Raw genomic sequence first — 22,838 nt, 5'->3', positions numbered from 1 at the left:
AAAAGCAAAATCAAAAGATCGCAGCCTTCGGCAACTCCTACAGTGTTTTTACGGTGTCAGCGGGCGCCGGGCCAGCCTGATTTTTCGAGGGCAGCGAGCAGGGTTTCGGCATCCAGTCCCGGCACCGAATGGCCGTTGCCCTCGGTGCTGTCGCTGGTCAGCAACGCATTGATGATCGCTTCTTCAACCGCTTCGGTCGCGGCCAGGAACAGCTCGCTGATGTGGTCATTGTTGACCATGCGCAAACCATCGCAGGTCGGCGCGCCTTTGCCTTCGTAGGCCGCGGGCGGCACGTGAGCGTTGCCGGTGGCGAAGGCGATGAAGATGTCGCCGCTGTGATCCTCGTTACCGCCGCCGGTGCGCGCCAGGCCCAGGCTCGCGCGTTGCGCCAGACGTGTGCACTGGTGCGGCAACAGCGGCGCATCGGTGGCCAGGCAGACGACGATCGAACCCATGCCCGGATGCGGTAATGAGGCGCGCAAGAACGGCGAATCTTTCTGCTCCATGTAACGTCCGACCGGGTAGCCGTCGACCCGCAACTCACTGCGAATACCGTGGTTGGCCTGTACGATTGCGCCGACAGTCCAGCCGCCCTGGGCAGCGTTCAAGCGCCGCGACGAAGTGCCAATGCCACCCTTGAATTCATGGCAGATCATGCCGCTACCGCCGCCGACGGCGCCCTCCGTGACGGGACCATCCACGGCGGCGAAGAGCGCTTCGGCGACGTGTTCAGGCTGGACGTGAAAACCGTTGATGTCATTGAGCAAGCCGTCAAAGGTTTCCAGCACCACCGGCATGTTCCAGTAGAGGCGACCGTCGTCCGGTTGTTGCTGGCGATCCAGTGCAATCAATGCATCGCGCACCACACCGAGGCTGTGGGTGTTGGTGAACGCAATCGGGCTGGTCAGCAGACCCGCCTCGCGAATCCACTCAAGTCCGGTGGCGTCACCATTGCCGTTGAGCACATGCACGCCGGCAAAACACGGTTGCTGATTGGTCGAACCCGGACGCGGTTCGATCAGCGTGACGCCGGTGCAGATGTCGCGTCCGGCACTGCTGCGTCCGCGCACATTGCTGTGGCCGACGCGCACGCCGGGGACATCGGTGATGGCGTTGAGCGGGCCGGGAGGTAGTTGGCCAATGCGGATGTTGAGGTCACGGGCACGAGGTTTCATTGATTTCTGTCTCTCTAAAAAATGTCTGGTGAATCACAAAACCTGTAGGAGTGAGCCTGCTCGCGATAGCGGTTTGTCCGGCAAAACAGTGTTATCAGGCAGACCGCTATCGTGAGCAGGCTCGCTCCTACAGGGGGAATGCGTTGTTCTTACTGGCCGTTCTTGACCTTGCTCCACACCCGCGTGCGCACTCGTTCGGTGGCTTTCGGCAGGGGTTCAAGGGTGTACAGCGTGGCCATCGCTGCAGCGGAGGGATACACCGCCGGATTGTCCCGAGTCGCGGCGGCCACCAGCGCTGTCGCCGCACGATTGCCATTGGGATAAGACAGATGATCACTGACCGGCGCGATCACTTCGGGGCGCAGCAGATAGTCGATAAAGGCCAGACCCTGAGGACGATTCGGCGCGTCCTTGAGCAGCACCAGCGTGTCGAACCACACCGGCGCACCTTCCTTGGGCAGGCTGTAGGCGATTTTCACGCCGTTGTTGGCTTGCTCGGCATTGGTCTTGGCTTCCAGCATCGCGCCCGACCAACCGACCGCTACACAAATGTTGCCGTTGGACAGGTCGCTGATGAATTTCGACGAGTTGAAGTAGGCAATGTGCGGGCGCAGTTTCAGCAGCAACACTTCGGCTTTTTTATAGTCTTCAGGATCGGTGCTGTTCGGTGGCAGACCGAGATAGTGCAGGGCGACCGGCAGCATTTCCGACGGTGAATCGAGCATCGCCACGCCGCATTGGCCGAGTTTGGCGAGGTTGTCTTCGTTGAACACCAGATCCCACGAATCCACCGGCGCCTTGTCGCCTAACGCCGCGCGCACTTTGTCGACGTTGTAGCCGATGCCGTTGGTGCCCCACAGGTACGGCACGGCGTATTGATTGCCGGGATCGTTGTTGGCCAGTTTCGCCAGCAAGTCGCTGTCGAGATTCTTCCAGCCCGGCAGTTGCTCGCGCGGCAGCGGGGCGAGGGCGCCGGCCTTGATCAGCGTCGGCAGGCTGAAGTTGCTCGCCACCACCACGTCATAGCCGCTGCGGCTGGTCATCAGTTTGCCTTCAAGGACTTCGGCACTGTCGAAGGTGTCGTAGACCGGTTGGATACCGCTGTCGCGCTGGAAATCGTGCAGGGTGTTCGGGCCGATGTAGTCGTACCAGTTGTAGACATGCACGCTTGGTGCGTCGGCGGCCATGGCAATTGAGCTGGCGCTGAGACCGGCGAGCAGGCCCAGTTTTATGCTGAGGTTGATACAGCCACGGTGACGACGCATGATGCGGCACTCCTGGCCTGTGCAGGCCGGTGATGAACAGGAGTGCTCAGCCTATCGGGCCGGTCACGCCTGACCCATTCCCATCATGGGTTACTCAAAAGGGGTAGTGCGTGGACGCGTTACTGCAGGAACTGCCGGTGCATCAAAGTCTGGCGCGGGTATTCGCCGGTGTTGGCCAAGAGGGTTTCTGGCGTGCGCTGGTGGACACGTTGCGTTTGCTGGTGCCGCTGGACAACGCGCTGGTGGCGCTGATGAAAGCCGGGCAGGCGCCGCAGTTGCTGATCGACTTCGACAGCCAGGGCCGCGCCGACGAGCAGGAAGAACTGGCCAGTTACAGCGCCGGCATGTACCTGCTCGATCCGTTTTACCAGGTCGCATCGACCGGCATTGCCGACGGCTTGCACAGCCTCGCCTCGGTGGCGCCGGACCAGTTTCTGCACAGCGAGTACTACCAGAGCTATTTTCGTTCAGTGGTGGGCGAGGACGAGTTGCAGTTCATGATCAATGTCGAGGGCGGCGTGCTCGGTTTGTCCTTGGGCCGTTCGACGCCGTTCGGCATGGCCGAGCAGGGTCGACTGCTGTGCGTGCGTGACTGGGTGTTGGCGGCGATGCGTCGGCATGTGCAGTTGCTGCCGCCGCAGGGCGCGCTGGCGGAAACGCCGGTCGGTGATCTGGCAACGTTGCTTGATCGTTTCGATGCGCGGCTGACGGTGCGCGAGGTCGATACGGCGCGGCTGATCTTGCAGGGATTCTCCAGCAAGGCGATGGCCCAGCAAATGGGCATCTCGCCGGAGACGGTGAAGGTGCATCGGCGCAATCTGTATCACAAGCTCAATGTCACCGGGCATGGTGAGTTGTTTGCGCTGGTGTTGCGCCCGCCAACTCCCTGATTCACCACAATCCCCTTGTAGGAGTGAGCCTGCTCGCGATAGCGGTCTATCAGTAAAATAGGTGATATCTGACACACCGCTATCGCGAGCAGGCTCACTCCTACAAGGGATCTTCGGGGGTGTCAGGGGGTGCGCTGGAAGACCAAAGCCTTGAGTCCGCTTTCAGGATCAATGTCCGGAAACTCCGGCGGATTCTCCAGCCGCTCTACAAAACGCAGACTCGGCGCTTCCTGCGTCACGCCATCAATCAAAAAGTCCGAACCGAACGCCGGATCATTCATGCACGCCAGCACGGTACCTTGCGCCGTAAGCAATTCCGGCAGGCGACGCAGCACGCGCTGGTAATCCTTGGTCAGCAGGAAACTGCCTTTCTGGAACGACGGCGGATCGATGATCACCAGGTCATAAGGGCCGCTGTTGATCACCTTGCCCCAGGACTTGAACAGATCGTGGCCGAGGAAACTGACTTTGCTCAGGTCATGGCCGTTCAAGCGATGGTTGTCGCGGCCACGGCTCAGCGCGGCGCGGGACATGTCCAGATTGACCACATGGCTCGCGCCACCCTCGATGGCGGCCACGGAAAAACCGCAGGTGTAGGCAAACAGGTTGAGCACGCGTTTGCCGCTGGCCTGTTCGCGCACCCAGTTGCGCCCGTAACGCATGTCGAGAAACAACCCGGTGTTTTGCTTGCGGCCCAGGTCGACGCGGTATTGCAAGCCGCCCTCGACGATGCTCATTTCGTCGATCTCATCACCCAGCAGCCATTCGGCAGTGCTCTGCGGCAAGTAGCGATGCTGGATCAGCAAGGTGTGCGCGCCAGACTGTTTCCATTCGGCGGAACCGGTGAGCTCCAGCAGCAACGCCTTGAGATTGTCCAGTTGCTCAGGCTCCGGTTCCTTGAACAGCGACACCAGCACCACGCCTTGCAGCCAGTCCACGGTCAACTGCTCCAGCCCGGCCCAGCAGCGTCCGCGCCCGTGGAACAGGCGACGGGTTTCGCTCGGTGCTGCAGCGAGGGCCGGCAGCAGATGGGCGTGGAGAATGGCGAGGGCTTCAGGGTTCATCAGTCAGGATCGGCAAGCAAAAGGGCCGGCATTTTAACCACAAATACGCCGTCGCGAACGATTGCCTGCGACGGGCAAAAATGGCCTTTCGCAAAAGACCTGTATCAAAAATGAATTTCTGCAGAGCCCGCTGCTCATACCAGTTAAGCAGCGGATTCAAGCCGCTAAATCGTTAATGCAATTCAGGGAGTGCAGTTCCATGTGCCCAACACCGACGGCGAGCGCGCACCTTCCTGACGGATTGATTCTGGTGGTTGAGGACGATCCGTTGATTCTGGAGTTTCTCTGCGAAATTCTTCAGGAGGAAGGTTTTGTGGTCGAACCGCGCACCAGCGCGGATGACGCCAAGCTGTATCTGGAAGAGCACGCGCCGGAAGTGGCCTTGCTGCTGACCGACATCACCATGCCCGGCGAAATCAATGGTGCCGGGTTGGCCAACCTGGTCGGCGACCGCTGGCCGGACAAACCGGTGATGGTCATGTCCGGCTATGAAACGCCCGAGACCTCCGGGGTCAAGCATCCGGTGGCGTTCATCAAAAAGCCGTGGGCCATTGGGCAGTTGCTCGACTGCGTCGACAGCGCCTTCAAATCCAAGGCACCGCGCCTGCACTGACACGCTGGGTGAATCGGCCGGGCAAGTGCTACATTGCCCGCCCGGTCTTTTGCCAGAGGATGCGAACCTTTGTCTGCTCACGATGCTGTATTCGATCGCGCGTTCGGCGCGTTTCTGTTCGACATGGACGGCACTGTCCTCAACTCCATTGCCGCCGCTGAGCGAATCTGGTCAGCCTGGGCCGTGCGCCATGGCGTCGATGTGGAGACCTTTTTGCCGACCATTCATGGCGTGCGCGCCATCGATACCATCACCCGTCTGAACCTGCCGGGGGTGGATGCCGAGGCCCAAGCGGCGTTCATTACCGAGGCGGAAATCGGAGACGTTGAAGGCATTGTCGAGATTCCCGGCGCGGCGAAGTTTCTCAACAGCCTGCCCAAAGATCGCTGGGCGATGGTGACCTCGGCGCCACGGGATCTGGCCTTGCGGCGCATGGCGGCGGCGGGGATTCCAGAGCCTGCGGTGATGATCACCGCTGAAGATGTGAAGGCGGGTAAGCCCGACCCGGCCGGCTATTTACTGGCGGCCAAACGACTGGGCCTGGAGCCGCATGATTGCCTGATCTTTGAAGACGCCACCGTCGGTATTCAGGCTGCCGAAGCGGCCGGTGCACCGCTGATGATCATCACCACCACGCATCAGCATCCGCTGGAAACGGCCCATGCGACGTTGGCCAGTTATGCTGCGGTGCAGGTCAAGGTCGACAACGACGGCAAACTTCACCTGCAAAAAAACTGACACAACACAGTCCCTTGTAGGAGTGAGCCTGCTCGCGATAGCGGTGTGTCAGACACACAGATTTGACTGACACACCGCTATCGCGAGCAGGCTCACTCCTACAGGGGGACTGTGTTCGCAAATCAATAAACGCCGGGCAGCAACCGCCAACTGCGCGCGCAATAAGCGTCGTACTCCGCCCCAAACTGCGCACGCAGCAGGGCCTCCTCCGAATGAATCCGGGCAATCAACGGGATCAGCGTCAGCGCCGCCAGCATCAGTCCGACTACCGAACGAAACGCCAGCGCCCAGCCCACGGCATTGATCACCAACCCCAGATAACTCGGATTGCGCAGCCGTTGATAAATGCCATCGGTGACCAACCGATGCCCCGGCTGAATCGCCACCAATCCACTGAAGCGCCGCCCCAGCACAAACACCGGCCACAATCGCAGCGCGCCGCCGATGATGAACAGCAAAGTGCCGAGCCAGCGCACGCCTTCGCCGCCCACCGTCCAGAAGTTCACCCGGTCGCAGTAGGCCGGCAAGAAACCACTGACCAGTCCGATCACCCCAAACGCCGGAATCACCCAGCGATTGGCGCGATCTTCACGCTCACCGGAGCTGAGGTTGACCTCGCTGAACAGTGAGGCGATCACCATGGCCACCGTCGCCAGTGCGACGATCACCAGCGAGCCATGGGAAAAGAACATCGCCACACCGCCAATGCCCCACACGGCCAGACCCAGATAAGCGAGGGTGGCGAGTACCGCGACGACGGTCATTTGTGCGGACATTTTCATGGTCAACTCACGGCTGGGGGCGTATCCGTTGAGTGTAGATCCACCGCAAAACCTGTGGGAGCGAGCCTGCTCGCGAAGGGGGCCTGTCAGTCAGCGGATATCTTGTCGTCAGTCAGGACTTTCCTGAAAGTCTCGACCAGCGGCCGCAAATTGATCCGGTGCCACGCCGCCCACAATGGCGTGGTCAAGGTCAGCCACGGCAGCTCGCGCAGCACCACGCCCGGCGGTGCGTTATGGCTCAGGCCTTTCTGAATCATCGCAATCCCCAGCCCCGACGCCACCAGACCCAGCGCGGTAAACGGTTCGGTCGCCTGCATGCGCACATCCGGGGTGAAGCCGGCGCGGATGCAGGCGCTGACGAACTCATCATTGGCATCCTGACGCGGCTGCACGCCGATCCATTCCTGATCAGCCAGATCATCGGGACTCAACGCCGCTTGTTGCGCCAATGGATGGTGTTCCGGCAACGCCAGCAGCATCGGATCATCCAGCACCTGAAAGCCCAACAGATCAGGGTCGTCATCGGTCGGCGGCTCACTCACCAAGGCGATATCGAGACTACGCTGTCGCAAGCCTTCCAATTGCTCGGCGGAGCTGAGGTTGTACAGCGCGACATGGACGTTGGGACGATCCGCACGCAACACGCGCAAGGCATTGGGCAGGACGCCGGCGTGCATGGCGTTTTCGATATAGCCGATGCACAAACCGCCTTCTTCACCGCGACCGAGGCGTTTGCCGAGGGACTCGAGGCGATTGGCGTGGGTGAGCAGGGCGCGGGTTTCGGCAAGAAAAGTCTGGCCGTCGCGAGTCAGGCGAATACGTTGCTGGCTGCGCTCGAACAGCGTCAGACCCAGGCGTTCTTCGAGCTGGGCGATCTGCCGGCTCAGTGGCGACTGGGAAATATGCAGCCGTTCGGCGGCGCGACCGACGTGTTCTTCCTCGGCGACGACAACGAAGTAGCGCAATTGGCGGATGTCGATCATGTCAGACCTTTAGGGACTCAAGTGCTGCGCATTATGTCTTGGACGGTCTCGGTGTCGCAATCTAGGATCTGCTCAACGGTCACACAGACCCAGAACCTATTGAGGAAAAACCCATGAGCTTGAAAGACAAACTGCCCGGCCAACTCGGCTTCGGCACCGCGCCACTGGGCAACATGTTCCGCGCCATCCCCGAAGAAGAAGCGCAAGCCACTGTGCATGCCGCGTGGGATGCCGGTGTGCGTTACTTCGACACCGCGCCGTTCTACGGCTCCGGGCTGTCGGAGATCCGCCTCGGCGAAGCGCTGAAGCAATACAAACGTGACGACTACGTGCTGAGCAGCAAGGTCGGTCGGGTGATTCTCGATGAAGTCGAAGACGCCGCCGCCCGCGATCTCGGCGAAAAAAGCGGGGTTTTCGAACACGGTCGCCCGAACAAGATCGTCAATGACTACAGCGCCGACGCGACTATGCGTTCGATCGAAGACAGCCTCAAGCGCCTGCAAACCGATCGCCTCGACATTGTCTGGGTGCACGACATCGCTCAGGACTTCTACGGTGATCAATGGCTGGAATACTTCAATCAGGCCCGCACCGGCGCGTTCAAAGTCCTTACCCGCTTGCGCGAAGAAGGCGTGATCAAAGGCTGGGGCCTGGGCGTGAACAAAGTCGAGCCGTGCGAACTGACCCTCGACCTCAGCGAAGCGCAGCCGGATGGCTTCCTGTTGGCCGGCCGCTACACGCTGCTGGATCACGAGCGCCCGTTGCAACGCTTGATGGATTCGGCGCTGGCGCAGAACGTTGAAATCGTTGTCGGTGGCCCTTACAGCTCGGGCATTCTGGCCGGTGGCTCGCACTTCGAATACCAGCAGGCCAGCCCTGAGGTCATCGCCAAGGTCGAGCAGATCAAGCGCATCGCCGCCGCTTACAACGTCGATATCAAAGCCGCTGCGCTGCAGTTTTCGCTGGCCAATCCGGCGGTCGCTGCAGTGATTCCCGGCGCTAGCAAACCCGGTCGTATCGCTGAGGATGTCGGCGCATTGTCAGCCGTTATTCCTGCCGGTTTCTGGCAGGCCATGCGCGACGCCAAACTGGTTTCCGAACGTGCACCATTGCCAATCGATGAGGTGAAAGCATGAAGATTGATCTGAGTGGAAAACTGGCCATCGTCAGCGGCAGCACCGCCGGCATTGGTCTGGGCATCAGCCAGTCGCTGGCCGAATCCGGCGCCACGGTAGTGGTGATCGGTCGCGATACCGGCAAGGTCGAGCAAGCGCTGGCGAGCATTCGCGAGAAGGTGCCGGGCGCGCAACTGCGTGGTTTGATGGCCGATCTGGGCACCGCCGAAGGCGCGCAGAAACTGTTCGCCGCCGAACCGCGTGCCGACATTCTGGTGAACAATCTCGGCATCTTCGACGCCGTGGATTTCTTCGAAGCGCCGGACAGCGAGTGGACGCGCTTCTATGAGGTCAACGTGATTTCCGGCGTGCGCCTGTCTCGGCATTACGTGCCGGCGATGGTCGAGCAGGGCTGGGGCCGGGTGATTTTCCTGTCCTCGGAATCCGGCGTCGCCACACCGGCCGACATGATCAATTACGGCGTGACCAAAAGCGCCAATCTGGCGGTGTCGCACGGTCTGGCCAAACGTCTGGCTGGCACCGGGGTGACGGTCAATGCGATCCTGCCGGGGCCGACCTTCACCGATGGCCTCGAAGAGATGCTCAAGGATGCCGCTGCCGAATCCGGGCGTAACCTGCGCGATGAAGCCGACGCCTTTGTACGCAAGGCCCGCCCGACCTCGATCATCCAGCGCGTAGCGGATGTCGAAGAGGTCGCGCATCTGGTGACCTACATTGCTTCGCCGCTGTCGTCGGCCACCACTGGCGCCGCTTTGCGCGTCGATGGCGGCGTGGTCGACAGCCTGACTATCTGAATTCTGGAGAGACGTTTATTTATGCCAACAGCATCTGCAACCATCGATATTCCGGCTTCGGCCGATCAGGTCTGGCAATTGATCGGCGGCTTTAACACGCTGCCCGATTGGCTGCCCTTTATACCCAACAGTGAACTGAGCGACGGCGGCCGCGTGCGCACCTTGCAAACCGCTGACGGCGCTGTGGTGGTCGAGCGTCTGCAGGCGTTCGATAACGCGGCGAAGACTTACAGCTATTCGATTGAACAGGCACCGTTCCCGGCGACTGACTATCTGGCGACGATCAAGGTTGAAGCACAGGGGCAGGGCGCACGGGTGACGTGGTCGGGGCGCTTCAATGCCAAAGGCGTGAGTGATGAGGAGGTGGTGGCGCTGTTCAGCGGTATCTATCAGGGTGGCCTCGAGGCACTGCGAGCCAATTACCCAACCTGAGTTGATGATCGTTCCCACGCAGAGCGTGGGAACGATCATGTCAGGGATCAGGAATTTTCGATCAGGCTCTGCCGGCAATCGAGCAGCAGTTTCGCCCCGCCCAGATCGCTGCTGCCGACTTCAAGACTGAAGCCATGCAAGCTGACAATCGCCGCCACAATCGACAGCCCCAAGCCAAAGCCACCCTGCGGTTGCCCACCCTCGGCGCGATAGAAACGCTGGAACACCGCCTCACGCTCAGCCTCGGGAATTCCCGGTCCGGAGTCATGCACTTCAATGCGCGTCTGCCCACCTGCGTTCACCCCGCGCAGCATCACCGTACCGCCCGGCGGGGTGAACTTGATCGAGTTGCTCAGCAGATTCGCCAGCGCCTCGAACAGCAACGCCCGATCGCCATTGAGCGGCGGCAACGTCTCCGGCATGTTCAGCTCGAAACGCAGTTCGCCTTCCTCAGCCAGTGGCAGATAAAACTCATGCAGTTCTTCCAGCAACTGCACCGGGTCGAGTTCGACAAAACCTGAGCGGCGCTGGCGATCTTCCAGTTCGGAAATCCGCAGCAAACCGCGAAACCGCGCCATCAGCGTGTCGGCTTCGGCCAGCACCAGATCCAGTTGCGCTGCTTCCTGCGAGCCTTCGCCGGCCTGCTGCTGCATGCGATACAACTGCGCGCGCAGGCGCGTCAGCGGGGTGCGCAAATCATGGGCGATGTTATCGCAGACGCCTTTGACTTCATTCATCAAACGCTCGATGCGCTCCAGCATGGCGTTGACGATGGCCGCGAGCATGTCCAGTTCATCGCGGCGATTGGACAGTGGCAGGCGATGGGTCAGGTCGCCGGCCACGATCGCCTGGGCGCTGTCCTGAATGGCTCTGATCCGCCGCAGTGGCCGACGCCGGAGCAAATGCCAACCGGCGATTCCCGGCAGAATCGTCAGCGATACGCCCCAGAACAACGCATGCAAAATGATCCGCGTGACGGCGAACAGCGAGCCGTTGTCGCGCAGCAGCACCAGCCAGCGGCCGTCGCGGGTTTGCGTGGCCACCGCGTCGCAGCTGTCATTGGGCAGGGTCGGGTCGTCGGAGTCGGCGCATTCGGCAAGCATGTGGATCTTGCCGTCCAGCGGCAGGCCTTCGGGGATCTGCTGGAGCGCACCGCCGAGGTAAACGCCGTTGGCATCGAACAGGCCATAAGCGTCGATGCCACGAATGTCGAAGGTCATGCTGGCGGCGAGGGCGTCTTCCAGCTGTTCGCCGCGAAAGTGCGAAAACAGGTGCTGGCGTTGCATCAGCGAGTGTTTGGCGAGGTTATCGAGGTAGCCGGAGACCTCGTAATACATGACCCCCATAAGGATCGCGCTCCAGGCCACGAACAGCGAACTGTACAGCGCCAGCAAGCGGCTGCTGGAGGAACGCCAGCCGTCAGACGGGTTCGGCAATGACATAACCCGAACCCCGTACCGTGCGGATCAGCGGCACATGGCCGGCGGCATCGATCTTCTTGCGCAGACGGCCGATGTGCACGTCGATCAGGTTGGTGCCGGGGTCGAAGTGATAGCCCCAGACCTCTTCGAAAATCATCATGCGCGAGAGGATCTGGCCACTGTTGCGCATGAGGAATTCGAGCAATTTGTATTCGGTCGGCAGCAGCGTCAGCACCTGTTCGGCACGTCGCGCTTCGTGGCTGATCAAGTCGAGTTCGAGGTCGGCGACCTGCAGCGTCGTGGCCTGAGTGGCGCCGCTGTTCTGCCGACGCAGCAACACTTCAACCCGCGCGGCCATTTCATCGGTGGCGAACGGTTTGGTCAGGTAGTCATCGCCGCCGGCGCGCAAGCCGCGTACGCGCTCGTCGACATCGGAGAGCGCGCTGATCATCAGAATCGGCGTGGCCACGCCCATGGTGCGCAGGGTAGTGACGATGGCCAGGCCATCGAGTTCGGGCAACATGCGGTCGAGGGTGATCAGGTCGTAGTTGCCGCTCACGGCGCGGTCGAGGCCTTCGCGGCCATTGTCGACCCAGTCGACTTCCAGCCCGTGGCTGCTCAGTTCGGCGACGATTTCCCGGGCGGTCACGGCGTCGTCTTCGATGGTCAAGATACGAGTCATAGGCAGGCCTGCTGATCGGTTCAAACGGAATGGCAGCATTTTGCCAAGAAATTCCGGCGACGCTTTAAATTAACTTTCATGTTGTAGCTGTCATTTGCGCGCTTTGGGGATTAATTTGCCGGAACGTTGATATCATCTGGCCATAATTCTCTACAGGAGTTGTCCCGTGCGTATTTCCATTCGCCGTGGCTGGATGCCAATTACCGGTCTGTTGCTGGTGCTGTTCAGCGCTTCGGCATGGGCGGCCAATACGCCGTGTTCCGGCAAAAAAGGCGGGATCGCTCGCTGCGATGGCGACCTGTTCCTGTGCAATGACGGTTCCATCAGCGGCTCGAAGAAAAGCTGCGCGGCGATGTTTGGCGAGCCCCAGCAGGCCCGTCCACAAAACCTCCTGCAAAGTGATGATGGTTGCGCCTGCGGCACGGGATCGTTTTGCACTGGCCCACGTGGCGGGGTGTATTGCCTGACGCCTAGCGGCAACAAAAGCTACAAACGTAAATAACTGGCATTTGTGCCAATGCATAAAACCCGCTGTTATTCGGCCCTTGTTGCAATTTGCATGGTCCGAGGAAGTTCATTCTTTCTAACTGATTGAAAATAAAAGATTTATTTATTTCTCGCGACTGGCACGGTCACTGCAATTCATCTGCTGACGAGTTGTAACACCATTTTTCATGCCTGGAGCAGAACAACAATGAATAGATCCCCTGATGGGTTTTATCCCGCCGTTGAAGAGTCGAGCAGCGTTTCGGGCGTGTCCTGGGGCGCGATTTTCGCCGGTGCTGCGGCTGCCGCTGCACTGTCGATGATTTTAGTCCTGCTCGGGTTTGGTTTGGGTTTCTCTGCCGTTTCACCGTGGGCCGGAGAGGGCGTCAGCGCCAAGGGCCTGGGCATTTCGACAATCGTCTGGCTGGCGGCGACGCAAATCATCGCTTCCGGCATGGGTGGCTACATCGCCGGTCGCCTGCGGGTGAAGTGGGCGAACATGCACGGTGACGAAGTGTATTTCCGTGACACCGCGCACGGCTTCCTTGCCTGGTGTGTGGCGACGTTGGTCACTGCGGTGCTGGTGGTCGGCTCGGTCAGCAGCGTGATCAGTGGTGGTGTGCAGGCCGGTGCCAGTGTCGCTGGCGGTGCTGCCAGCGCCATGACCCAAGCGGCCGGTTCTGCGGCGGCCAACACCGACAGCAACCAGTACGGTTACTACATCGACAGCCTGTTCCGCGATGACCGTCCAGCCTCGGTCAGCGATGACGCAGCGCATGGCGCCGTGGCGCGGATCTTTGCACAAAGCCTGGCCAACGGTCAGCTGAGTGCCGAAGACCGTACCTACCTGGCGCAACTGGTCGCCCAGCGGACCAACCTGACTCAGGCCGATGCTGAGCGCCGCGTCGATGAAATCTACGCCCGCACTCAGAAAGCCCTGGCCGACGCCAAACTGAAAGCTCAACAAGCCGCCGACACCGCTGCGAAAGTCGCTGCCTGGACCTCGCTGTGGATGTTCATCTCGCTGTTGGCCGGTGCGTTCTTCGCCAGCCTCGCGGCCACCTACGGCGGTCGTCGTCGGGATGCCGTCGAGTACGTAGAAGTCGACACCTACACCACGACCACTCCAGTCCGTTAAACAAGGAGCATGACCATGCGCTCATTACTGCTGTTTTTCCTCGGCGTACCGATCCCGATCATCATCCTGATCGCCCTGTTCGTGCACTGATTGCTCCATTGAGGCCCATGCCTCGGCCGTTTCCACCTTCGGGTGGAAGCGGCTTTTTGCTTTCTGACGGGCAACAAGGGGAAAATCCGCGTCGGCAACGGGGCGGCCGTTGCGCGCACGTTTAAGGATGAATACGTTGAACAAGCAAGCAATCAAACGAAAAGTCGTCGAAATGCTCGATAGCGGGCATTCCAGGGCCGAAACCTTCAAGGCGTTTTCGGGTGGCAAGGTCAAGGATCGAGTGCTGGCGGGCTGGATCGGGGCGCATCCGGATCCCGCCCTGAGAAAACGACACGCCGTTAAAGTCAACATTCTGGTCGCACTGATGGGTATCTGGGGACTTCTCGGGGCGATAGCCGGGCTGCTTCAAATCAATGACGGTGGCATCGCTATGGCATTGACCATGGTCTTGATTATTGGCGTGATTCCGCTCTTGTTTGCGTGGGGCTTTTACAAGGGCATCGCGGTGATTTACACAATCTATGTCACCTTCACGATCAGCCAGATTCCTCGTGAATTCTACGGCTTCAGTGAAGAACCCGTGTCGACTCTGCTCGGCGTGGCGTTCATTCTGGCCATGGTGTTCTACGCCGCCTGGGTCAAATCGCTGCTGTTTCCGGACCTCGCTTTGGTCGGTACAAGGAAGATCAAAGGGCAGTACGTCTTCTCCAATTGATCGTTGGACAATCCAGCCGCTTTCACTGGCCTGGATCAATATTTCGCCGGGCGAGATCGCCTAACGTAAATGATCCAGGCCTTTGCTGAGGTATGAACTACAGTGCTTCACGCGCACCTTGTTGCGCTGACGGAGTACCCGTGTCGACGCCCCAATCACAGCAACAATAAACGCGTCGACCCGGTGTAGTGCAGCAAGGAGCTGACACCACCTCAACCGAACTTTCACGGATGAACATCGCAATGCACTGCCAAGAAAGAACTTTCGATATCCAGCCGTTGGCGCAGGCGGATATGACCGTCCATATCAACGGCCAAGCGGTCACCGCCGCCATTGGTGAAACCGTCCTCAGCGTTATCCAGTCCCTCGGCGTTCGCCAGATTGCCCGTAATGATCACGACCAGATCACCGGCGCCTACTGCGGCATGGGCGTGTGCCAGTGCTGCCTGGTGAAAATCAATGGCCGGCACAAACGCCGTGCCTGTCAGACCGTCGTGCGCGACGGCATGCAGATTGAAACCCAGGTCAACCGCATCACTGCGCAGGAGGTCGTATGAACCTGCAACCGGTAATCGTCGGCGGTGGCCCGGCGGGGATGGCAGCGGCCATCGAACTGGCGCGCCACGGTGTGCGCTGCACCTTGCTTGAAGAAGCATCGCGGCTTGGCGGCGTGGTTTATCGCGGGCCGCTGCGTGATGGCGTGCAACTGGATTATCTCGGCCCGCGTTATTCCGAAGCATTGGGCAAACTGCACGGTGATTTTCAGGAGCAGGCCGGGCTGATCGACGTGCGCCTCAACCATCGCGTGGTCGGCGCCGAAGGGACCCGCGCGCTAGTGGTGCTGGATGGCGACGAGCAACTGCACGAAATCGAGTATCCACAATTGCTCTTGGCCGCCGGTTGCCACGAACGCAGCGTGCCGTTTCCCGGCTGGACATTGCCGGGGGTGATCATGCTTGGCGGCCTGCAACTGCAAATCAAAAGCGGCGTGGTCAAGCCGCAAGGGCCGGTGATCATCGCCGGCACCGGGCCGTTGCTGCCGCTGGTGGCGACGCAGTTGCACGCTTCGGGCGTCAGCGTCGCGGGCGTGTATGAAGCCTGCGCGTTCGGCAAGATTGCCCGTGAAAGTCTGGCGCTGCTGAACAAGCCACAACTGTTCCTCGATGGCTTGAGCATGCTCGCCTACCTGAAACTGCACGGTATCCCGATGAACTACGGCTGGGGCGTGGTCGAAGCCCACGGCGAAGACGAACTGAAAAGCGTCAGCGTCGCGCCGTACTCGGCGACTTGGGAGCCGGACATGAGCCGCGTCGAGCGTTTCGAGGCCAAGACCCTCGCGGTCGGTTACGGCTTTATTCCGCGCACCCAACTGAGTCAGCAGATGGGCCTGGATCACGGCTTCAGTGACGATGGCTATCTGCGCGCCAACGCCAACGTCTGGCAGCAAAGCAACGAACCCCACGTGCATCTGGCCGGCGACATGGGCGGGATTCGCGGTGGTGAAGCGGCGATGCTCGCTGGCAAGATCGCGGCGACCTCGATTCTGCTGCAACGCGGAGTGCTCGAAGAGGAATTGGCGCGTGTGCGTCGCGACCGCTACTTGAGCAAACTCAAAGCCATCGTGCGATTTCGCGCCGCTGTGGATCGCTACACCGAACGCGGCGTTGGCCAGATCGCATTGCCCGCCGCTGACACGGTGATCTGCCGTTGCGAACACGCCACCCGCGCCGACATCGACCTGGCGCTGGAGCAGGGCGTGCAAGACATCGCCAGCCTGAAAATGCGCACCCGCGTGAGCATGGGCGATTGTCAGGGCCGGATGTGCGTCGGCTACTGCAGCGACCGCCTGCGCCAGGCCACCGGACGCAAGGACGTTGGTTGGCTGCGCCCGCGTTTCCCGATCGATCCGATTCCCTTTTCCGCGTTCCAGTCCATCGGCACGGAGGCCGCTGCCCATGAGTAAGTTCTACGACGTGGTCATCGCCGGTGGTGGCGTGATCGGGGCGTCCTGCGCCTATCAACTGTCCAAGCGCAAAAACCTCAAGGTCGCACTGATCGACGCCAAGCGCCCGGGCAACGCGACCCGTGCCTCGGCCGGCGGTTTGTGGGCGATCGGTGAGTCGGTCGGCCTCGGTTGCGGGGTGATTTTCTTCCGCATGATGTCGGCCAACCGCAAACGCGAAACCCAGGGCGCGGCGGTCGCCGTGGACGCGAGCACGCCGCACATTCTGCCGGAGTCGTTTTTCGATTTTGCCTTGCAGTCCAACGCGTTGTACCCGGCGCTGCACCGTGAGCTGAAAGACAATCACGGGATGGATTTCAAGTTCGAAAAGACCGGGCTGAAATTCGTCATCTACGACGACGAAGACCGGCTCTACGCCGAGCACATCGTCGGCTGCATTCCGCACCTGGCCGACCAGGTGCGCTGGCTTGATCAGGCGGCGCTGCGCGAGGCTGAACCGAGCGTCAGCCATGAAGCACGCGGGGCACTGGAATTTCTCTGCGATCACCAGGTCAGCCCGTTCCGCCTCGCCGATGCCTACATGGAAGGCGCGCGGCAGAACGGCGTCGACATTTTCGTCAACACCAACGTCACCGGCGTGTTGCACCACGGTAGCCGCGTCACCGGTGTGCAGACGGCTGAGGAGGGCGTATTCCACTGCAAGACGCTGATCAACGCCGGCGGTGCCTGGGCGGCGGATCTGAGCGAATGGGCGACGGGGATTCGCATCCCGGTGAAACCGGTGAAAGGCCAGATTCTGCTCACCGAGCGCATGCCGAAAATCCTCAACGGCTGCCTGACCACCAGCGACTGCTACGTGGCGCAAAAGGACAACGGCGAGATCCTGATCGGCAGCACCACTGAAGACAAAGGCTTCGACGTCACCACCACCTACCCGGAAATCGCCGGGCTGGTGCAGGGCGCGGTGCGGTGTCTGCCGGAGCTGAAAGACGTCAACCTCAAGCGCACGTGGGCGGGCTTGCGTCCGGGCTCGCCGGATGAGTTGCCGATACTCGGGCCGATGCGCGGGGTGGAAGGGTATTTGAATGCCTGCGGCCACTTCCGTACCGGGATTCTGACCTCGGCGATTACTGGCGTGTTGCTGGACAAACTGGTCAACGATGAGCCGCTGCCGCTGGACATCACGCCGTTTTTGGCGGATCGGTTTGAGGTGGCACCGATCAAACAGGAGCGCACGCTAGAGCCGGCCTGACACAGATCCCTTGTAGGAGTGAGCCTGCTCGCGATAGCAGTCTGTCAGTAATGAATAAGTCGACTGACACACCGCCATCGCGAGCAGGCTCACTCCTACATTTGGTTTCTGGCAAGGCTCAGGATTTGCGGGATTCTTCTTCGAGTTGGTCGGATTCGAACAACCGCGCCAGTTCCGCCCGGGCTTCCTGGGCGGTTTGCAGGACTTTGGCCGCGTCGTCGTAGATCGCGTGCTGTGCCTCCAGCACCTGTTCGTCGTGGTGCTTGAAGCGCTTGATCCGTGCATCGGCCTGGGCCTGGGTCAAACCGAGGCCGACCAAGGTGCGTCGACTCATTTCCAGACTCGAGTAATAGGTTTCACGAATCGCTTCCGCGCCGACATCGACCAAGCGGTGCACATGCTGACGGTTACGTGCCCGAGCGATGATCTTCATGTGCGGATACAGCTTGCGCACCACCTCGGCGGTCTTGATGTTGGTGTCCGGGTCGTCCGTGGCAATCACGAAATATTCCGCCTCGCCGACCTTGGCCGCATTGAGGATTTCCGGGCGCATCGGGTCGCCGTAGAACACCGGCACACCGCCAAAGCTGCGCGACAGTTCAATGGTTTCCACCGAGGTGTCCAGCGCGACGAACTTGATGTTCTGCGCACGCAGAATCCGCGCCACGATCTGACCCATCCGGCCCATGCCGGCGATCACTACACGCGGGGTGTCAGTGTCGATTTCACGGTATTTTTCCGGCACTTCCACCGGCTGCACTTTCGGGCTGACCAGCCGCGCGCAGATCAACAGCAACAACGGTGTTACCGCCATCGACAGGGTGATGGTCAGCACCAGCAAGTCATACAGGCGTGGTTCGAACAGACCCTGATCACGACCAATCTTGAACACCACAAAAGCGAACTCACCACCGGCTGCCAGCACGATGCCAAGGCGAATCGCACTGACCTTGTTCAAGCCACCGGCCAGACGCCCGACGACGAACAGCAGCGGTAACTTCAAACCGATCAACAGCAGCGTCAGCCCCAACACGGTGATCGGCGCGCTGAGCAGCAAACTCAAGTTGGCGCCCATGCCGACACTGATGAAAAACAGCCCGAGCAGCAACCCTTTGAACGGCTCGATTTGCGCTTCCAGTTCATGGCGATATTCCGAATCCGCCAACAGCAAACCGGCGAGAAACGCCCCCAGCGCCATCGACACGCCGACCAGATCCATCAACCACGCCGTACCGATCACCACCAGCAACGCCGTAGCCGTCGACACTTCCGGCAGACCGGTTTTCGCCACCACGCGGAACACCGGACGCAGCAGATAACGCCCACCGACCACGACCACCGCGATACCGCCGAGCACTTGCAGTGCGTGATTCAGACTCTCGGCGTTGCTGGTGTCGTGCGCACCACCGGCCAGCATCGGCACCAGCGCAATCAACGGGATCGCGGCGATGTCCTGGAACAGCAGAATCGCAAATGCCAGCCGCCCGTGGGGGCTGGTCAGTTCCTTGCGTTCGGCCAGACTTTGCAGACCGAATGCCGTGGATGAGAGCGCCAGACCGAGGCCAAGCACAATCGCACTGTTCAGCGGTTGGCCAAACACCGACAACGCCAGCACGCCGATCACCGAAGCGGTCAGCAGCACTTGCGCCAGGCCGACGCCGAACACTGATTTGCGCATCACCCACAAGCGTCGCGGCGACAACTCAAGGCCAATTATGAACAACAGCAACACCACACCGAGTTCGGAAATATGCGCGACGCTTTGCGGATTGCCGATCAGGCCGAGCACCGACGGGCCGATGATCACCCCGGCAAACAGATAACCGAGCACGGCACCCAATTGCAGACGTTTGGCCAAAGGCACGGTGAGCACGGCCGCGAACAGAAAGACGACGGCGGCTTGCAACAGATTGCCTTCATGGGGCATGGGGGGTTACTCCTGACAACGGTACGGCGGGGGTGACAAGGATAAGGGTTACCAAGACCTATAGGCCACTGGAGATCCAATGTGGGAGCGAGCTTGCTCGCGAAAGCGGAGTGTCAGTTAACAGGGTTGTCACTGACAGATCGCATTCGCGAGCAAGCTCGCTCCCACAGGTGATCTGATGTCGAGTCTGTAATAATATGCATCAATTGGTTACATTTATAACCCAAGCGAATCAATCCCCCGAGTCCCTCCATGGCCATCAACTTCGACCTCAACGACCTGCAAGCCTTCCGCGCCGTGGTCGAGCAGGGCAGTTTTCGCAAGGCCGCTGACACCGTGCGCCTGTCGCAACCCGCATTGAGCCGGCGCATAGAAAAGCTCGAAGACGCCCTCGGCGTTAAACTCTTCGAGCGCACCACACGCAAGGTCAGCCTGACCCAGGCCGGGCGCGGTTTCATGCCCAGTGTCGAGCGTTTGCTCGATGATCTCGATGTCGCGTTGCTGGGCATCAGCGAAGTCGCTTCGACCCGTTTAGGCCACGTCACCGTCGCCTGCGTGCCCTCGGCGGCGTACTACTTCATGCCCCGCGTGATCGCGCGCTATCACCAGCAATTTCCACGGATCAAAGTCAAAGTGCTCGACTCCAGTGCGCACGATGTCTTGAGTGCGGTGGTCAATGGCGAGGCGGATTTCGGCTTGAGTTTTCTCGGTACGCAGGATGCCAAAGTCGAGTTCGAACCGCTTGTGCAGGAGTGCTACGTCGTCGCCTGTCGCCGCGATCACCCGTTGGCCGGGCGCAGCAGCGTGAGCTGGGACGAGTTCTATCAGCAGGATTACATCTCGCTCGACAAGACCTCCGGCAACCGCTTTCTGCTCGATCAGGCGTTGAGCACGGTGGTGCCGCAGCGCTCGAGCATCTGCGAAACCCGCCATGTCACGACGATGATCGGTCTGGTGGAAGCGGGGTTGGGCGTGGCGGCGGTGCCGCTGATGGCGATGCCCGGGCCGGATCATCCGATCCTGACGCGAGTGCCGCTGACCGATCCGCAAGTGATGCGCAGTGTCGGCATCATCAAGCGCCGGGGTCGTACGTTGACCCCGGCGGCATTGGAACTGGAGCGGCTGGTGGTGGAAATGAAGGTCCAGCCGCCGATTGTCAGCGCTTGACCGAGTCCAGCCCGGTGGCCTGCACATCAGCTTGTGCGGCCGGCGCGGCGAGGTAGGCGAGCAGGGCTTTGGCTTCTTCAGGATGCTGCGCGCCGACCGGAATCCCGGCGGCAAAGCGCGTCACCGACTGCACCGATTCCGGGATCTTCGCGACGAAACTCACGCCCGGCACTGGCAGTAATTCGCTGACCTGCTGGAAGCCCAAATGATAGTCGCCGGTGGCAACCACCGAGCCGACCGGGATTTTCGGGATCATTTTTGCCTTCGGCTTCAGCTGCTCTTCGATGCCCAGTTTCTTGAACAACTGCTGCTCGATGTACACGCCGCTGGCGCTGTCGGAGTAGGCCACCGACTGTGCGTCGAGCAGGGTTTTCTTCAGGCTGTCGACGCTGCTGATGTCCGGTTTTGGCGCGCCTTCACGCACGACCAGGCCGATCCGCGAATCCGCCAGCTCTACGCGCGAGGCCGGGTCGACCTTGCCTTGTTTGATCAAGTCGTCGAGGGCGTAGCCGACCATGATCACCACGTCGGCGTGTTCACCGCGGGCGAGGCGATTGGGGATCGCCTCGGGTGCTTTGCCCATCGACGGACCGAGGCTGGTGGTCAATGTGTTGCCGCTGGCGGCAGCGAATTTCGGCCCGAGAATCTTGTAGGCGGCAGTGAAGCCCCCGGAGGTCATCACGCTCAATTCTTCGGCCTGGGCCGCGAGGTTGAACGCGAGACCGGCGAGCAGGGCGGTGACAGTAAACAGTTTTTTCATGGCGAGTTTTCCTCAGGCCGCGACAGGTTGCAGACGACCACCGGCACGGCGGTACAGATAAAGAGTGGCGCACAAGGCACACAGCGCACCGATGCTCATCCAGTAACCCGGCGCGGCTTTGTCGCCGGTGTACTGAATCAGGAAGGTCGACATCGCCGGGGTGAAGCCACCGAAAATCGCTGTGGCCAGGCTGTAGGCGAGGGAGAAACCGGCAACCCGCACTTCAACCGGCATGATCTCGGTGAGCGCCGGAATCATTGCGCCGTTGTACAAGCCGTAGATAAACGACAGCCACAACAGCGACAGCAACATGTGGCTGAAGCTCGGCGCCTGCACCAGATACGACAGCGCCGGATAGGTGGTGGCCAGGGCCAGCAGCGACATGGCGATCAACACCGGACGACGGCCGATACGGTCGGACAACATGCCACCAATCGGCAACCAGAAGAAGTTCGACACGCCGACCAGCAAGGTCACCAGCAACGCGTCGGAGGTGCTCAGGTGCAGGACGGTTTTGCCGAAGGTCGGCGCGTACACGGTGATCAGGTAAAACGCGGTGGTGGTCAGCGCGACCATCAACATGCCGCCGAGTACCACGCCCCAATTCTGGCCGAGAGTGCGGAACACTTCGCCCATGCTCGGGCGGTGTTTGCGTGCGGCGAACTCTTCGGTTTCCGCCAGGTTACGGCGCAGAAAAAAGATGAACGGCACGATCATGCAACCGACGAAAAACGGAATCCGCCAGCCCCAATCGGCCACCACATCCGGCGCCATCCACGCGTTCAGGGCGTAGCCCAAAGCAGCGGCGACAATGATCGCCACTTGCTGACTGGCCGACTGCCAAGCGGTGAAGAAACCTTTGCGACCCGGCGTGGCGATCTCGGCGAGATACACCGACACACCGCCCAGTTCCGCCCCGGCCGAGAAGCCTTGCAGCAAGCGCCCGATCAACACCAGTGCGGGGGCAAACAGGCCGATGCTTTCGTAACCGGGCACCAGCACAATCAATATCGTGCCGCTGGCCATGATCGACAGCGTGACGATCAAACCTTTGCGCCGACCGACATCATCGATGTACGCACCGAGCACGATGGCGCCCAGCGGACGCATCAAAAAGCCCGCGCCGAATACGGCAAAGGTCATCATCAGGGAAGCGAACTCACTGCTCGCCGGAAAGAACACCGCCGCGATCTGCGTGGCGTAGAAGCCGAACAGGAAGAAGTCGAACTGTTCGAGGAAGTTGCCCGAGGTCACCCGGAAAATGGCGCCGGCCCGCGAGCCGTTGTGTGGGATTGAGGCTGTCATAGAAAAGTACTCCACCGCTTTTATGACGTGCGCGACGGGAGGGCGGCGCACGGTTTTTATTGAGGCGGATGGTGGCGCAGGTGTAACTGGATGTTAATT

The 22,838-nt window shown here is 60.7% G+C and carries 24 protein-coding genes; 13 read left to right on the top strand and 11 right to left on the bottom strand.

Translation table 11 applies throughout. The annotated features are described in order from the left end of the window. Window positions 1-56: 56 nt before the first annotated feature. Window positions 57-1,175: a P1 family peptidase gene (locus ACM6JQ_RS10810; protein WP_414893761.1), complete on the bottom strand. Its 1,119-nt coding sequence runs from the start codon at window positions 1,173-1,175 to the stop codon at window positions 57-59. 149 nt (window positions 1,176-1,324) lie between these two features. Next, window positions 1,325-2,440 carry an extracellular solute-binding protein gene (locus ACM6JQ_RS10805; protein ID WP_414893760.1) on the bottom strand — a complete coding sequence of 372 codons (1,116 nt, stop codon included), beginning with the start codon at window positions 2,438-2,440 and terminating at the stop codon, window positions 1,325-1,327. Between the two features lie 110 nt (window positions 2,441-2,550). Here ACM6JQ_RS10805 and ACM6JQ_RS10800 point away from each other — a divergent pair, with 110 nt between their 5' ends. Continuing rightward, the gene (locus ACM6JQ_RS10800; protein WP_414893759.1) at window positions 2,551-3,330 is read left to right on the top strand and encodes a helix-turn-helix transcriptional regulator; all 780 of its coding nucleotides are present in this window, start codon (window positions 2,551-2,553) and stop codon (window positions 3,328-3,330) included. Between the two features lie 122 nt (window positions 3,331-3,452). On the opposite strand, the gene ACM6JQ_RS10795 is transcribed toward ACM6JQ_RS10800, so the two are convergent. Beyond that, the gene (locus ACM6JQ_RS10795; protein WP_414893758.1) at window positions 3,453-4,394 is read right to left on the bottom strand and encodes a class I SAM-dependent methyltransferase; all 942 of its coding nucleotides are present in this window, start codon (window positions 4,392-4,394) and stop codon (window positions 3,453-3,455) included. Window positions 4,395-4,593: 199 nt separating this feature from the next. Here ACM6JQ_RS10795 and ACM6JQ_RS10790 point away from each other — a divergent pair, with 199 nt between their 5' ends. Next, on the top strand, window positions 4,594-5,007 hold the full coding sequence (locus tag ACM6JQ_RS10790; protein ID WP_414893757.1) for a response regulator: 414 nt from the start codon (window positions 4,594-4,596) through the stop codon (window positions 5,005-5,007). Window positions 5,008-5,076: 69 nt separating this feature from the next. Then, window positions 5,077-5,745 carry an HAD family hydrolase gene (locus ACM6JQ_RS10785; protein ID WP_414893756.1) on the top strand — a complete coding sequence of 223 codons (669 nt, stop codon included), beginning with the start codon at window positions 5,077-5,079 and terminating at the stop codon, window positions 5,743-5,745. A 122-nt stretch (window positions 5,746-5,867) separates the two neighbouring features. Here the strand turns inward: ACM6JQ_RS10785 and ACM6JQ_RS10780 are convergent, their stop codons facing one another. Both ACM6JQ_RS10780 and ACM6JQ_RS10775 read right to left on the bottom strand, forming a co-directional pair. Continuing rightward, a complete protein-coding gene (locus tag ACM6JQ_RS10780; RefSeq protein ID WP_123376647.1) occupies window positions 5,868-6,527 on the bottom strand; it encodes a methyltransferase family protein in 660 nt (219 codons plus the stop codon). A gap of 86 nt (window positions 6,528-6,613) precedes the next feature. Next, on the bottom strand, window positions 6,614-7,510 hold the full coding sequence (locus tag ACM6JQ_RS10775; RefSeq protein ID WP_007914988.1) for a LysR substrate-binding domain-containing protein: 897 nt from the start codon (window positions 7,508-7,510) through the stop codon (window positions 6,614-6,616). 113 nt (window positions 7,511-7,623) lie between these two features. Here ACM6JQ_RS10775 and ACM6JQ_RS10770 point away from each other — a divergent pair, with 113 nt between their 5' ends. The 3 genes from ACM6JQ_RS10770 to ACM6JQ_RS10760 are packed head-to-tail and all read left to right on the top strand — an operon-like array spanning window position 7,624 to window position 9,872. Continuing rightward, window positions 7,624-8,646 carry an aldo/keto reductase gene (locus ACM6JQ_RS10770; protein WP_414893755.1) on the top strand — a complete coding sequence of 341 codons (1,023 nt, stop codon included), beginning with the start codon at window positions 7,624-7,626 and terminating at the stop codon, window positions 8,644-8,646. Further along, a complete protein-coding gene (locus ACM6JQ_RS10765; protein WP_414893754.1) occupies window positions 8,643-9,440 on the top strand; it encodes an SDR family NAD(P)-dependent oxidoreductase in 798 nt (265 codons plus the stop codon). The genes ACM6JQ_RS10770 and ACM6JQ_RS10765 overlap by 4 nt, the downstream gene beginning before the upstream one ends. Before the next feature lie 21 nt (window positions 9,441-9,461). Then, entirely contained in the window at window positions 9,462-9,872 is a 411-nt protein-coding gene (locus tag ACM6JQ_RS10760) for an SRPBCC family protein (RefSeq protein WP_160058566.1), read from the top strand. A 47-nt stretch (window positions 9,873-9,919) separates the two neighbouring features. On the opposite strand, the gene ACM6JQ_RS10755 is transcribed toward ACM6JQ_RS10760, so the two are convergent. Both ACM6JQ_RS10755 and ACM6JQ_RS10750 read right to left on the bottom strand, forming a co-directional pair. After that, window positions 9,920-11,314, bottom strand: a complete 1,395-nt coding sequence (locus ACM6JQ_RS10755; RefSeq protein ID WP_007914995.1) for a sensor histidine kinase — start codon at window positions 11,312-11,314, stop codon at window positions 9,920-9,922. Further along, on the bottom strand, window positions 11,292-11,975 hold the full coding sequence (locus tag ACM6JQ_RS10750) for a response regulator transcription factor (protein WP_007914996.1): 684 nt from the start codon (window positions 11,973-11,975) through the stop codon (window positions 11,292-11,294). Before ACM6JQ_RS10750 ends, ACM6JQ_RS10755 begins: the two co-directional genes overlap by 23 nt. A gap of 193 nt (window positions 11,976-12,168) precedes the next feature. Here ACM6JQ_RS10750 and ACM6JQ_RS10745 point away from each other — a divergent pair, with 193 nt between their 5' ends. Beyond that, the gene (locus tag ACM6JQ_RS10745) at window positions 12,169-12,477 is read left to right on the top strand and encodes a hypothetical protein (protein ID WP_042704902.1); all 309 of its coding nucleotides are present in this window, start codon (window positions 12,169-12,171) and stop codon (window positions 12,475-12,477) included. A gap of 192 nt (window positions 12,478-12,669) precedes the next feature. After that, on the top strand, window positions 12,670-13,599 hold the full coding sequence (locus tag ACM6JQ_RS10740; RefSeq protein WP_007914999.1) for a membrane protein: 930 nt from the start codon (window positions 12,670-12,672) through the stop codon (window positions 13,597-13,599). 24 nt (window positions 13,600-13,623) lie between these two features. On the opposite strand, the gene ACM6JQ_RS10735 is transcribed toward ACM6JQ_RS10740, so the two are convergent. After that, window positions 13,624-13,833 (bottom strand): hypothetical protein, encoded by a 210-nt coding sequence (locus tag ACM6JQ_RS10735; RefSeq protein ID WP_141231768.1) that lies wholly within the window; start codon window positions 13,831-13,833, stop codon window positions 13,624-13,626. On the opposite strand from ACM6JQ_RS10735, the gene ACM6JQ_RS10730 reads away from it, so the two are divergent. From ACM6JQ_RS10730 to hcnC, 4 genes are all read left to right on the top strand, one after another. Further along, entirely contained in the window at window positions 13,826-14,365 is a 540-nt protein-coding gene (locus ACM6JQ_RS10730; protein WP_007915001.1) for a hypothetical protein, read from the top strand. The genes ACM6JQ_RS10735 and ACM6JQ_RS10730 overlap by 8 nt on opposite strands. Before the next feature lie 242 nt (window positions 14,366-14,607). Further along, a complete protein-coding gene (gene hcnA / locus ACM6JQ_RS10725; RefSeq protein WP_042704901.1) occupies window positions 14,608-14,922 on the top strand; it encodes a cyanide-forming glycine dehydrogenase subunit HcnA in 315 nt (104 codons plus the stop codon). Then, window positions 14,919-16,328 carry a cyanide-forming glycine dehydrogenase subunit HcnB gene (gene hcnB / locus ACM6JQ_RS10720; RefSeq protein ID WP_123376650.1) on the top strand — a complete coding sequence of 470 codons (1,410 nt, stop codon included), beginning with the start codon at window positions 14,919-14,921 and terminating at the stop codon, window positions 16,326-16,328. The genes hcnA and hcnB overlap by 4 nt, the downstream gene beginning before the upstream one ends. Next, a complete protein-coding gene (gene hcnC, locus ACM6JQ_RS10715; RefSeq protein ID WP_414893753.1) occupies window positions 16,321-17,580 on the top strand; it encodes a cyanide-forming glycine dehydrogenase subunit HcnC in 1,260 nt (419 codons plus the stop codon). The genes hcnB and hcnC overlap by 8 nt, the downstream gene beginning before the upstream one ends. Window positions 17,581-17,698: 118 nt before the next feature. Here hcnC and ACM6JQ_RS10710 read toward each other — a convergent pair whose 3' ends face one another. Beyond that, complete coding sequence (locus ACM6JQ_RS10710) at window positions 17,699-19,507, bottom strand: monovalent cation:proton antiporter-2 (CPA2) family protein (RefSeq protein WP_316916696.1); 1,809 nt, start codon at window positions 19,505-19,507, stop codon at window positions 17,699-17,701. A gap of 252 nt (window positions 19,508-19,759) precedes the next feature. Here ACM6JQ_RS10710 and ACM6JQ_RS10705 point away from each other — a divergent pair, with 252 nt between their 5' ends. Beyond that, the gene (locus ACM6JQ_RS10705; RefSeq protein WP_414893752.1) at window positions 19,760-20,674 is read left to right on the top strand and encodes a LysR family transcriptional regulator; all 915 of its coding nucleotides are present in this window, start codon (window positions 19,760-19,762) and stop codon (window positions 20,672-20,674) included. On the opposite strand, the gene ACM6JQ_RS10700 is transcribed toward ACM6JQ_RS10705, so the two are convergent. Continuing rightward, entirely contained in the window at window positions 20,664-21,434 is a 771-nt protein-coding gene (locus ACM6JQ_RS10700; RefSeq protein ID WP_414893751.1) for a substrate-binding domain-containing protein, read from the bottom strand. The two genes, ACM6JQ_RS10705 and ACM6JQ_RS10700, sit on opposite strands and share 11 nt — an antisense overlap. Before the next feature lie 12 nt (window positions 21,435-21,446). Further along, window positions 21,447-22,739: an MFS transporter gene (locus ACM6JQ_RS10695; RefSeq protein WP_007915042.1), complete on the bottom strand. Its 1,293-nt coding sequence runs from the start codon at window positions 22,737-22,739 to the stop codon at window positions 21,447-21,449. Between the last annotated feature and the right edge of the window lie 99 nt (window positions 22,740-22,838).

This window comes from Pseudomonas sp. IT-232MI5, from assembly GCF_949767845.1.
Taxonomy (GTDB): Bacteria; Pseudomonadota; Gammaproteobacteria; order Pseudomonadales; family Pseudomonadaceae; genus Aquipseudomonas.
Note: the sequence above shows the minus strand (reverse complement) of the source record. Positions and strands in the feature narration are given on the sequence as shown.